Origin of the sequence: Paenibacillus sp. 2TAB19 (assembly GCF_052115185.1) — a bacterium.
Lineage (GTDB): Bacteria > Bacillota > Bacilli > Paenibacillales > Paenibacillaceae > Pristimantibacillus.
Genome location: NZ_JBFRGE010000002.1, coordinates 138052 through 150781, shown reverse-complemented (window position 1 = coordinate 150781; position 12730 = coordinate 138052). Strand labels below are relative to the sequence as shown.

Below are 12730 nucleotides of genomic sequence, written 5' to 3'. Positions count from 1 at the left end.
AGAGACCGGAAGGACAGCTCCACGCCGCTTACTTATCTGTTATTCGGTCAGCCTGCTACAGCAATTCCTGTTCTGATGCTCTTCCATGCTTAAGTGCCTTGTAGCTGCTCGGAGGCATACCCTCGTACTTGCGGAAAAAACGATTAAAGCTTTGAACATTCATGTAGCCGACCTCGATGGCAATCTGTGCGATGTTCAGCTTGGATTCCAAGAGCAGATGCTTGGCGTACTCGATTCGCAGCTGGTTGGTGTAGTCGATCAGGCTCTTGCCCGATAACTCATAAACGAGCTTACGCATGTAGGAATAGCTGATGCCGATTTCCTTCGCCATATCTTCAAATACGATCTCTTCGCTGAAATGCTCTTCCAAGTACCGAATGATCCGCTCTCCGTAGTTGACCTCGCCTGAGCTGCGCGTAACATATTGAATAATTTCGCCAAAGAAGCCATGCAAATATTCTTCAAGCTCATCCAGCGTATCAAAGGAAGCAATGGCGGAATATATATTACCTTGCCGGGCGAAGAAACGCGAAGTGCTAATATTGTTCTCCCTAAGATGCCTGATCGTTATGCCTACCAATTGGGTGTAGATGAACAAAATATTATCGTAGGAGATGTACTCGACCGACTGGATCTCGCTCCGAATGAACGCCAGCTCTTTCATTATGCTGACCTGATCCCCGTTATCGAGAAAGTTGAGTATCCGCCTCTCGCTGTTCGATGGATATATATACTTTTTGCTTTGCTCGGCTTCTTGCTTCCAATACGTAATACCGCCGCTGCCTTCAATCATGCGATGTTTGATGACTTCCATCGCTTCGACCACTCGATCGGCGATCATGGCGCTTTCCATCGTTTGGCTGCTGACCCCGATGGTAACGGAGTGGCCGAGCAGCTCTGCTGCCGCATCCCTGATTGCGGCAAGCGTCTGATTGATGCCTTCATATTGGCTTTCAAGCTCCGCTGAACCAAAGTTGATGACAATGGCAAAGCAGCCTTCCCCTTGATAGACGCTTCGCGCCTGTACGCCGTCCGCGAACGAACTCTCGCATTTGGCTATGAGCAAATAACGATGGTAATTACGGGTCTCCGGATTGGTCTTGCTCACATACCTTCTATATTGATCAATTGAGACAATGGCGACGAAGTAATAGGGCTCCGGAAATAGCTCAACAATCTGTTTTGCCACTTCGCCCCGCAGCAAATTATGGATAGACAGGCTGCGCGTATCCTGTTCCCGTTCCTGCAGCAGCTTGTAGAGCCCTTCCTCCTCGTCCTGCATACGTCTGAACGCCGCATCTAGGAAAACAAGCTCATTCTTGTCCCCAATAACGAGATTTTTACTGCTTGCGCGGACAACACGGACCAGCTCCCTTAGCGGCTTGGATAACCAGGTTGCGAGAAAGACGGTCAACACGGTTCCTGCAACGATAATTATAATTGTAAGAACGATAATGTTGCTCTGTAAGGAGTGTGTCTTCGTCATCAGCTCGTCCATTGAATAAATGTTAACATTCCACCAACCAAACTGTGGAGAACGGGACCACGTATAGATCAAATGCTCGCCATCGATCTCATGGAACGCATAACCTTCCTTCGAGCCGCTCTCCAGTATGTCTTGGATATAGGGCTGCCGCTTGCCATCTGTAAGCAACAAGCTCTTGTCATTATGCGAGATGATCGTACCGTCCGCTCCCATGAGCAAATAATCATGTTTGCCCTGCTCGGAGGTGCGAAGATATTCCCCAATTTGGCTTTCTCTCAGGTTGACGACTAAGAATCCGCGAGTCGTAGTCAATAAACGGTTCAGCGGCAACACGTAAGATACCACTTTTACCCCCGAGTCCAACGTACGCGGATACCATACGCCGCTAATTCCTCTTCTGCCGACAAATGCTTCCTCGGTCCAATCAATCGACTCATACCTCTCCAGCGTTGTAATGCCCTTGTCGGTGGAAATAACATAGTMGGAATCCCCTAAATAGAAGTAGGACGAGTAAACGCCGTTCACTCTATGATTCAAGTTGAGCAGCTCCAGCAATACAGCTTGCGCTTTGCTCACATTGCTATAGTTCACGTTAAGCTCATTAAACGTCTCGAACACGCGAATGCGGTCGAAAATATTCGTAGCAGCAAGCCTCACTGCATCCTGAGCCAGATTGTTCAGCGCATTCTCATTAAGCTTGCGGTTCGCATTCAGACCGGCCAATGAGGATTCAGCGATAGCGCTCTCGGAGTTCTGCAAAATCTGTCCGCCGCTATACCATGTCAAGATAGCCATTGGAATGGCCATAACGCAGAACAGAATCAGTGCCAACTGCAGCATCATTGGAATTCGTTTCATGGATTCTCTCCCTGTCGCCTCTGCATTCGTATTGCCGCAAAAAAAGCGCTTACAAAATCAATTGAATATGAAGCCGATGAGCTGTCCTAACCTACAAATATTTTACCTGTAAGATCTATAATTTAAAAGGAATTTTTGTAAGTATCACCCATGCAAAAAGCCTGATGGAAGATTAACCTCCCTATCAGGCTATATAGTCAGATATGACTAGATAAAGGCTTTACGGATTCGCGGTCAACGCCTCAATACGCTTATTAATGTCTCCCCGCAGCAGTCCGCCGTGATAGCAAACGACGGTTTCAATCTCGAACGGCTTGAACTTCTCGAGCGAGCGGATTGCCTGCTCCATGTTAACCGTAGAATAAGGAGAGGAACCAAGCAATTCGCCATTATGGATAACCAAGGCATCGCTCGCGATAAGCGTCTTGCTTGCTTGGTGGTAGAGACTGACATGGCCTGGCGTATGCCCCGGCGTGTGAATGACCGTTAACCCGCCGCCAATCGGCAGTGTCTCTCCGTCCGACATCAATCGTGTAACATTCGGCTTGGATGGATGAACGAATATGCTCTCGAACTTCAGGCGCACATGATCAGACAAGGTATCAAGCTCAGCGCTTAGCATCTCGGTCGGAAATTTCAGAAGCGGCGCTTTCCCATCGATCGTGTCTCTATCGTCCTCATGGGCGTAGATCTCGAATGCTGCCTCGCCTCCATCCCCCAGAAATCCCGGCAAGCCACCGATATGATCGATATCCTGATGGGTTAGGATAATCGCTTGAAGCGTCTTTTCGGAAATCCCTGCTTCCTTGGCGTACGCGAGAATCGCCTCGGCCATTCCCGGCATTCCCGTATCGATCAACGTCCAAGTGTGTTGGTCATGAACGATCATAGGATGAATGATCATCGTACGGTCGCCAAGCTTCATCGCAAGCTCCAACATCTCTAGTCCTTCTGCAATACGCATCATTGCTGCCGAGCCGGCGCGAGGGCCAAGCTTCGGCACACCTCCCTTATAGGTATAAAATAAAACTCTTGAGTTCAATATAGAACTATATAGTTTCGTTGTCAACGCTATAACGTTGACCTCTTTCGAATCTCATGTCAATATAGGATGGGGTGATTGTCTACATGACGGATTTAAAAAAAGCGAATGTTCTCGACGCGGCTATGGATTTGTTCCGAAATAAGGGGTACAGCGCAACTTCGATGCAAGATATCGCTGAAGCGTGCGGGATGGCCAAAGCCAGCATCTATAAAATTTTTACATCCAAAGAGGCTCTATTTACAGCGACTTTCGTCGCCTGCCATCAGACGTTGCTTGAGCAGGCCGCCGAACTTGACCGCTCCGGAATGCCGCTTGGCGTATCTCCTAAGGAGAAGCTCAGCCGTTTGAACGAATTTTATCTATACTATATCCTTGAGAATCACTTGTTCATGATTGAATTCAACGAGTCTCCTATTACGGAGAACGACATTTACATAGAGGCAGAGAAGAAGATCAACAATGCCCTGCTGACCTGGCGGAAGGAGATGTTGATTGAAGCCTTCGGCAATCAGCTTGAGCCGCATGTGTGGGATGCCGTCATGATCTTCCGCGGCATTCTCCGCGAATATACGAACGGCGTCTTGCAGAAAGTGGTCTCACAGCCGATCCCCGAGCTTGCGGACTTTATCGTCGATCGCATGGAAGCCATCGTACAGAATATGATCCGCACAGCACCGAAGCCGATAATCGGCGAATGGATCGTTGAGCCGCGTCTCATGAACTCTAACGACGAATCGGAGCGAAAAGGAACGGTCGCCGAATTTCTTAAGGCGATGGAGGAGCGGATTCAGACCCTTCCCCTGCCGTCAGCCTCCCTCAAGGAGTTAAGTGAAGTTGTCGGTCTTCTGCGCGCGGAAGTGCAGGCGGAGCAGCCCAACCTCACCTTGCTCCGGGTTCTGAAGGCGCATCTAGAGGCGGTTCCGGAGCTGCGCTCGTATTTGCGGCAGCTCAAGCTGCTGATGACTTAATCCATTGAAAAAGCCGTGATCTTCGACAAAGAAGGAACACGGCTTTCGTTTATTTTACTTAACGATGCGGATATCTCCCGAACCGGCCTCTCCAATCGTGAGCTGCTCGAATCTCGCATGGGATCCTTCGCTGATCGGCGCTTGGGCAACGACGCCTACCTTCATTTCCTCGGGGCAGTCCATTCCGAAATATCTGACCAGCTTCCAATGCTCCCCGTCCAACGAATAATGGAAGGCAAAGCAGTTTCCGGAACGCGCCGCTCTCAAATAAGGCTGCCTTGCCTCTAGCGGGCTGGACACGCAGTCGTCCGATGTGTTTCTAGTGACAACGCTTAGGATGGAGGGCTGATTCTCAAAAAACTCGAAACATACTTTTGCCCAATTACGGTCATCGGCCATTATCATGAGGCAACCGGAATCGTATTGCTGCTTCATCTCCACGCTGACGCGCGTTACGATGCTGAAATCGCCTTTTACCCAAGTGTACAGATACGGCGCGGACGCTTTGTTCGTTTCTCCCGATGGATCGATAAAGAAGTCTGCCATTGCGGGCGCAGCCACCGATAAGCTATGATCCTCCTGAAACGTCCAATTGACAGGTTCGTTTATCCAATGCAAACGGGACGATAGGGATTGATTGTAACAGCCTTCAAATAAATTCATCGTATTCGCTCCTAGTAAGTGGGTATATGATTTCGATCCATTCAAATATACTACAAAATTTCTAAGATTTGCACGTTATTCCAATCTGAATGACATCAAAACAAAGAAAGCTAGCTCATCCGCACAGGCCGCGGATAAGCTAACTTTCTTAATGTTATAGAGAGAGCAGCTTCGCAATAACCGTTGCAGCCTCGGCGCGGGTCAATGAGCTTTGAGGATTAAACTTCCCGTTTCCTCCGCCCCGAACTAATCCAAGCCGCTCTACATTCGCAATCGCTTCGATTGCCCAACTTTGCGCGTTATTCATATCGGTAAAGCTTGCGGTTGAGGTATTCCCCGTATTTTTGCCATTCATGTACGCATACGCTCGATTTAGTATAACCGCCATCTCTTGACGGCTAATCTGCGCATGCGGATTAAATTGCTCATTATTTTGTCCGTATATGATGCCTTTTTCAGCGGCAGCGATGACTGCATCCGCATACCAAGCATCGTCGTCCACATCATTGAACTGCCCTTCTCCGGTTGCGGAGAGCTGCAAAGCCCGAGCGATAATTGCCGTAAACTCCGCACGAGTAATCGATGCATTAGGCGCGAACCGCTCGGCATCTACTCCGGCAGCCAAATTTGCAGCGGACAACATTTGAATATAATCGTACGCCCAGTGATTGCGGTTCATATCGGAATAATTCGTTACCACTTCAATGGCCACGTAGGTGTGGCCGGCCAGTAATGCAAGACGATTCGCATAAAGAGCGACATTCGCTTGGACCAGCGTTAGCTTTCCATCGCTGCCTTTTTCATATAGATTCGTATATGCAGACATTCCATCGGCTTGCATGCCAAGCGTATAAGATAACGCGGCCGTTGCAGCGCTTGAAGTTGCTGTAACCGTGAATGCTTTGCTTGCTGCGCTGGCCGTCTTTTTCGAGCTTTGGATTTGCTCCACATAGGCTTGCTGCTCGGCCGGCGTTGCATACTCCACCGTGATTTCAACCGACTCCGCGTCGCTGTTGTCCGAAAATAATCTGTTCAGCTCTTGTCCGCTTATCACGATGTTCGGTTGATTAGGTACGGTGATGACGATTTCTCCGTTCTCCAATTGTTTGATCAAGGAGGCCAGTTCGGTTGGAATTTGAATCGTACCGCCATCGCTGCTTAGATCAATGACCAATCTTCCAGATTGGATCGCTGCCGTTACTTCCTTATCCGAAATGACCTTATCCGCGGTTGGCGTCGGCTCCAGGGTCGGTTCCGGCGACGGCTCGTCGATTGGACCCGGCACCGAAGGCCCGCCGGTCTTCGGCTTCGTGATCGAGAACTCGTCGATCAAATCGCCCGCGCTCGTGCGCGCTTCGACGCGAATCTCGTTCTGCGTAATTTTGATAGCGGAATATACGGGAACATCCTCGTCGAATATGTGATTTAAATAGTCGTACTTAATGCCGTCGTAGAATTTCCAGCCAGCGGCGCCGCCATCCAGATAAACAGTGCCCTTATTCGTGCTTTTGTTAGGCTTTCCGTCTTGCATCGGATAAGTGCGCGCGTACACGTGATCATGGCCTACCAGGACCAAATCGACTTTCATCTTCTCTAATATAGGCGCGAAATACGTTTGCGTATACTCAACGAGCGTGTCACGGCCTTCCTCCGTATGGTAGGCGGGACGGTGAAACATCGCGATCGTCCATTTATTGTCGTTTTTATCCAGATCCTCTTGCAGCCAGGCAGCTTGATCCATCATTTGCTCTTCCGTGCCTTCCGAGTTCAGAACGACAAAGTGCGTATCGTCGATATCGTAAGCATAGGCATATTGCATTTGGGATTCCGGTCCGTTCTCGGGGAAATTGGCGCCTTTGGTAAACACGTCCTTCCCTTCGCCCTTCACGTCATGATTTCCGAGCGTTAGCGCGGACGGATACGTTGTGGCATAGATCGAAGAAGCTTTCCAGAACTGCATCCATTCTTCGAGGGCTCCGCCTACGTCCACCATATCTCCGCCGTGCATGACAAATTGCGTAGACGGATATTGCGCGAACGCGTTAGTCATGAGCTCTTGATAGATTTCCAATCCGTCATCTTCTTTCGTATGCGAATCCGTAACGTACAAGAAAGAGGTTGGCGTAGCTTTGTTCTGATCAAGCGTGGAATAGGCATACCATGCCGACCAGTGGCCGTCATAGCCTACACGATATTTGTAAGCCGTGTTTGCCTTCAAGCCTTCTACCCGTACATTATGGAAGCGGATCTCGCCCTTGGTGCCCTTCTCCTTCATGCTAAGCACCTGAAGCTCGCTCTCGGATTGCTGCTGCTTTACATAAGAGGCATTAGGTTCTTCTTCCGTCCCCCAATCGCTCGCAGCGATGTACTGAATGAACGTGTCTTTAGTTGCGGAATTCGTTTGCCATGCCGCGCTCAGCTGCGTGGACATGTCTTCCGCGACATACGTTTGAATGAACTCCGGGGCGTTCATGCCGTATTGCTCGACGACCTCATAGTCGACAACCTTACTGTTCTGATCGCCGAAGACGGCTTGAACCTGATAGGTTCCAAGCGCCAGTGTCGTTAAATCCGAAGTCAGTTGTCCTTCGGCATCCGTCTGGCCCAAGCTGCCTTCCAGCGGTTGGCTGCTAACATCGGCTTCGGCGATATAGCCTGTTGTTTGGCCATCGGCAAATATAACCTCGAACCAACCGTCATCGGCTTCTCCCGACGCATAGTAGCGTTGGCCAGCCGTTGCAACCATCAGCACCTCGGAGGAAGCATCGTCATCCTCGTATACATTAGTCGTTGCGGCGTCAATCGTTACGACCGAGCTTTGCTTCAATAAGCCCGTAAAGTAAATATCGGCACCCTCATACGGTTGATGATTACGGTCTGTAACCGTGAACGTAGTGGTAGTCCCTATTCCAACTCCCGTCATCTCCAGATGGAACGGAAAAGCAATCGTGTAGCGGATGGGCGTAGCGAGAGGCGAACTCGTTTGAACTCCGCCCGATGCCAGCTCCGAACCGCTCATCGTTATGGATTTATAAGCCTCGCCTCGCGCCAGCACAGCCTCGGAGTTGACTCTGAAGTTGACTGTCGCGATATCGTCGGCAACTGCCGCAGATAGCCCGTCAAGGTTTACTTGGACGATTCCGTTCTCATTATCGATATCCGACGTTTGGGTAACGCCGTTGACCGCGTCAACGTTTTCTACTTGCAGCGTATTCGGATCGTAATTTAATTCGAACTGTGCCGTCTCTGCATTCGCATAATCCTTAATATTTACGTTGACGGCATATATTTCATTGCTAACTGCCTCTTCGGAGGCTTTCATGAATAGACGCTCGCCAGCATTCATCGTGAAGGCATAGGTTTTCTCTGCCGGGTTACCGTTATTATCTTTCACCTGAATTGCAAGAACATGATACCCGCCGTCAATACGTTCGCCTGGGTAGGTTAATAGATGGGAATCGGAAGCATACTGCACGTCGGCCGTAATATCCGTTCCGTCCAAATAAACGGACAACGTATCCATATCCAGTCCCGTTTCCGCATCGAGCATCTCGACCTTCAATTGATCCAGCGGAGCCGTTAATTCGGCATTTTCGACAGGAGCAATCGGTTTAATGACCGGCACGTCATGATCCTCATCGGCCTCCTCATAAATAAACCGAATATCGTCCACCCATATGGAGCCCTTGTTTTTCTTGCTCATATCGGATTGCTTCAATTGGAAAAACAACTCCAGAACGATAGGGCCGGTTTTACCTTGCGGAACATCGGCCTCGATATATTTCCATCCCGTCCAATTGATACCGTTCGTAGCCGCATCGTAGAATTCGGACTGGAAGGAAGAGCCGCTCCCTCCTTGCTCCCTGAATTTCGTCGTTAACAAATGTCCTTCGTTATTGCCGTAAACCCACATTCCTACTTTGATGGGGTAGCCCGTTACCGGCATATAGCTTTGATAACCTACCTCGATTTGGGACGGATTGTCTACGATCCCGATCATGTCATAATCGATTCTGGCGGAATATTGTCCATTCCTTACGTACTTCGCGTTGTCTTCCAGGTGCAGCGTGGCTTCATACATACGTTTAGGATTGAATTTAACGTCGGAAATGCCATCCTCAAAATCTTCAACGATAACGGATGCGGTGCCATCTGCGGCTTGGACAAGCGGATTCGGCCCGAATCCCGACAGTAGCTCTACTCCTAGCAACGTTAATACAAACGCGATTATTAACGTTTTGCGCGATTCTTTTGTAATAATATTCATGTTTTCATCCTCTCTGATCACAGATTCATCGTGTCATTAAGGATTTTAACAATGCATTGTAATGTGAATTCACATAAATTGTTAAGAAATTTTATTATTCTAAGAAAACAGAAAGACGGCCCACTCATCAATGAGTGGACCGTCCTTGGCTTTACGGGGTCGACGAGACGATGATGCGCGTTACGTTGGCTCCTCCCAGACCGCCGCTCACCCGAATCACGTTACCCGCGCCTGCATTCAAATCAATGGCACGGCTGACCTGTCCGGTGTACGTGCTCCAGCCCCCCGTGCCAGGCAGCGTGAGCGAATATCCATTCCCGGTCGGGTCGCCGCTGGCGTTCACCCGAAACGTTGTTTGGGTGTCCGCGGAACCGTAGATAACCGTAAGCGTCGACTGTCCGCCTGCGCCGCCGTTCACGCCCGTCACCTCGAAATAAGAGCCGGGAATGTGCATATTTTCAATGGTGCCGCCCGATTTAACCGCCCCGCCCCCTACTGACACATTGGCTCCGCTCATCGGATATTCCGTTGGCTGGGCAGATTGCGGAATCAACGATACAATGACACGGGACACGTTCGCTCCCCCCATACCGCCGCTGAGCCGAATGATATTATTCGTGCCCGCGTTTAGATCGATCAGACGATTGGTCCGACCGGTGTAGCTTCCCCAGCCACCCGTGCCGGGAAGGGAAAGGAAATATCCGTCTCCGGCCGTATCGCCGCTGGCGTCTACCTTGAAGGCTGAGCCGCCGTCAGCTGAAGCGTATAGCACAGTAAGAAGCGCCTTGCCACCAGTGCCGCCGTTAATACCATTCAACTGGATATAAGAACCTGACGTATGCATATTTTCAATTTTGTCGCCCGAACGGGTAGCCCCTCCGCCAAAGGCGACGTTGCTGCTATTCATGGCATATTCCGTTTTCTGAGTATATTCATCGAAGCTCTCGTTAATCAAGTCGTAGTACTTGACCTCCGTAGCATGTGAACGCGGGCCGACCGCTGGGACGCCCGTGGTCGTCTGAATAACCTTCGAGATAGTGCCATCGGAATTGAAATACAATCGGTCCACGGCGACGGAACGCAGCGTACCGTTAGAGGAAATTTGGGCGTTATGGTAGAACAAATACCAGTTCCCCTTATACTCCACAACAGAACCATGGGACGTTTCGCTGCTTACCGGATCTAGAAGGATACCGCGATTCACCCATGGTCCAAGCGGACTGCTGCTGGTCGCGTACCGCATACGGTTGCCGCCTGCGTTATTGTCGGAATAGGTTAAGTAATACGTGCTTCCCCGCTTGAACACCCAAGTAGCCTCGTGAAAGTCGTCCAGCTCGGTGAACTGCTTGACGGGACCGTCGATCGACGTCATGTTGGCAGCAAGCTTCATGCCGTAGCTTGTTCCACCGCCTCCGGCATAAAGGTAATAGGTGCCGTCGTCATCGCGGAACACGTTAGGATCTATTAAGTTACTGCCCGGAAGCCCCTGTATATAGCCTTGAACCTCGAAGTCCGCGGCGGGCTTGTCACTTGTCGCCACGCCGATTTTCCAAGAGTTGTTCCAGTTCGTGTCGCTTGGATGAGGGAAATAGAAGTAGTACGTTCCATTCTTGTAAGCCGCGTCAGGGGCCCACATAAAGCCTCCCTCCGGTCGTCCCCACGGCACATCATCCGCTCGCAGGATCTCTCCTTCGTCCACCCAGTCCACCATATTATCCGACGAGAAGACGTGATACTTATCCATMAGATCGCTGCCCCTGGAAGGAAATATATCATGTGACGCATATACATAAATACGTCCGTCATTCCACACACGCGCAGAAGGATCGGCAGTGAAGATGCTAGTGAAAATTGGATTACCAGAGCTGATGACTGGATCTGCGGCAGAAGAAGAAGATGCTAATCCGAAAAAGATAGACAGTAGCATTGTACCTGATAAGAACAAGCTCAAAACCTTTTTTTTCATTATAATTGTTGCCTCCCCATTACATGAATTCCGAGCATACGTCGGTAAACGCTTTCAAAACCATGCCATCAGACTGCTTAATAAGCAGATAGTGAAGATGATTCCATTATCCCCCCTCGACAACCATAATGGTAAAATTGTAAATATAAGGACCATTAATAGCTTAACGTATAGGTAACCTCTAATATAGTGAGGCATTATTAAACTTTTCCCTATCATTCTTAGCTGCGTAGCATATATTTTTGATACATACCAAAAACACACCGCCATGGCACGAGGTCCACTTGGCGGTGTATTTAATGTTGTTACTATTTAATCATTTGAAACACTTGCTCAACATCCTTATCTCCGCGACCAGACAGATTGATGATGAGAATCTGATCCTGATCCATCGTAGGCGCAAGCTTCTTCGCGTGTGCAACTGCGTGCGCGCTCTCTAAAGCCGGGATAATCCCTTCCGTGCGGGATAGTTCCTGGAACGCTTTCAGCACTTCGTCGTTAGTAACGGTGGCATATTCTGCTCGTCCCGTCACCTTCAAGTGGCTATGCTCCGGCCCAATGCCCGGATAGTCGAGCCCCGCGGCGATCGAATACGTTTTCCGCGGCTCGCCTTCCTCGTCCAGCAACACCAAACACTTGAAGCCGTGAATCATGCCGGGAACGCCCTCGGTCAAAGTTGGCGCYTGATCGGGTTCGACCCCGATCAGGCGGACGCTTGGCTCGTCGATATAGTGGGCGAATGCGCCGATTGCATTGCTGCCGCCGCCCGCGCAGGCCACCACCGCATCCGGCAAACGGCCTTCCTTCTCCAAAATCTGTTGCTTCGACTCTTCGCTGATGACCGCTTGAAAGTGTTTGACCATTGTCGGGAACGGATGCGGTCCAACCGCGGAACCGAGCAAATAAAACGTATTTTTATAATTGCGAACGAGATCGCCCAGTGCTTCATCCACCGCGTCCTTCAGTCGTCCTTGGCCCTTATCAACCGGTACGACAGTAGCGCCAAGCAGTTCCATCCGGAACACGTTAAGCGCTTGGCGGCGCGTATCTTCGGCTCCCATGTAGATGACGCATTCCATATTAAACATAGCGCAAGCCGTTGCCGTAGCGACCCCGTGCTGTCCAGCACCGGTCTCGGCTATAATCCGCTTGGCACCCATCCGCTTGGCGAGCAGAATCTGGCCAATAGCGTTGTTGATCTTATGAGCTCCGGTGTGGTTCAGATCCTCGCGCTTTAAGTAGATTTTGGGTCCGCCCCAAGCCTTGGACAACCGTTCCGCATATGTCAGCGGGCTCTTGCGGCCAACATATTCGCGCAAATAATAGCTAAGCTCTTCATTGAATTCATGGTCGTCTTTGAACTTATTAAATTGCTCGCTCAAATAGTTCAGCACTTCCTGCAATTCCGGCGGGACGAAGCTGCCCCCAAATTCTCCGAAGTATCCTTCTTGCTGTACTTGTTGGTCCATAAGTAAGC

8 protein-coding genes are annotated in these 12730 nt (G+C 50.0%); 2 read left to right on the top strand and 6 right to left on the bottom strand.

All coding sequences use genetic code 11. The features are described from left to right. Positions 1–55: 55 nt before the first annotated feature. The gene (locus AB4Z33_RS01710) at positions 56–2344 is read right to left on the bottom strand and encodes an AraC family transcriptional regulator (RefSeq protein WP_442048222.1); all 2289 of its coding nucleotides are present in this window, start codon (positions 2342–2344) and stop codon (positions 56–58) included. A 220-nt stretch (positions 2345–2564) separates the two neighbouring features. After that, positions 2565–3347: an MBL fold metallo-hydrolase gene (locus AB4Z33_RS01705; protein WP_442048221.1), complete on the bottom strand. Its 783-nt coding sequence runs from the start codon at positions 3345–3347 to the stop codon at positions 2565–2567. A gap of 125 nt (positions 3348–3472) precedes the next feature. Here AB4Z33_RS01705 and AB4Z33_RS01700 point away from each other — a divergent pair, with 125 nt between their 5' ends. Beyond that, a complete protein-coding gene (locus tag AB4Z33_RS01700) occupies positions 3473–4357 on the top strand; it encodes a TetR/AcrR family transcriptional regulator (RefSeq protein WP_442048220.1) in 885 nt (294 codons plus the stop codon). A gap of 54 nt (positions 4358–4411) precedes the next feature. On the opposite strand, the gene AB4Z33_RS01695 is transcribed toward AB4Z33_RS01700, so the two are convergent. From AB4Z33_RS01695 to AB4Z33_RS01685, 3 genes are all read right to left on the bottom strand, one after another. Then, entirely contained in the window at positions 4412–5020 is a 609-nt protein-coding gene (locus AB4Z33_RS01695) for a DUF1349 domain-containing protein (RefSeq protein ID WP_442048219.1), read from the bottom strand. A gap of 154 nt (positions 5021–5174) precedes the next feature. Then, the gene (locus AB4Z33_RS01690) at positions 5175–9287 is read right to left on the bottom strand and encodes an S-layer homology domain-containing protein (RefSeq protein ID WP_442048218.1); all 4113 of its coding nucleotides are present in this window, start codon (positions 9285–9287) and stop codon (positions 5175–5177) included. 151 nt (positions 9288–9438) lie between these two features. Next, the gene (locus tag AB4Z33_RS01685; protein ID WP_442048250.1) at positions 9439–11214 is read right to left on the bottom strand and encodes a family 43 glycosylhydrolase; all 1776 of its coding nucleotides are present in this window, start codon (positions 11212–11214) and stop codon (positions 9439–9441) included. On the opposite strand from AB4Z33_RS01685, the gene AB4Z33_RS01680 reads away from it, so the two are divergent. Beyond that, positions 11120–11431: a hypothetical protein gene (locus AB4Z33_RS01680; protein WP_442048252.1), complete on the top strand. Its 312-nt coding sequence runs from the start codon at positions 11120–11122 to the stop codon at positions 11429–11431. The genes AB4Z33_RS01685 and AB4Z33_RS01680 overlap by 95 nt on opposite strands. Positions 11432–11561: 130 nt before the next feature. On the opposite strand, the gene trpB is transcribed toward AB4Z33_RS01680, so the two are convergent. Beyond that, positions 11562–12722: a tryptophan synthase subunit beta gene (gene trpB, locus AB4Z33_RS01675; protein WP_442048217.1), complete on the bottom strand. Its 1161-nt coding sequence runs from the start codon at positions 12720–12722 to the stop codon at positions 11562–11564. Positions 12723–12730 lie beyond the last annotated feature (8 nt).

Bases quoted from the DNA above. Each gene is read 5' to 3' on its own strand.
- AB4Z33_RS01700 (WP_442048220.1), top strand. From the start codon at position 3,473: ATGACGGATTTAAAAAAAGCGAATGTTCTCGACGCGGCTATGGATTTG.
- AB4Z33_RS01695 (WP_442048219.1), bottom strand. From the start codon at position 5,020: ATGAATTTATTTGAAGGCTGTTACAATCAATCCCTATCGTCCCGTTTG.
- AB4Z33_RS01690 (WP_442048218.1), bottom strand. From the start codon at position 9,287: ATGAATATTATTACAAAAGAATCGCGCAAAACGTTAATAATCGCGTTT.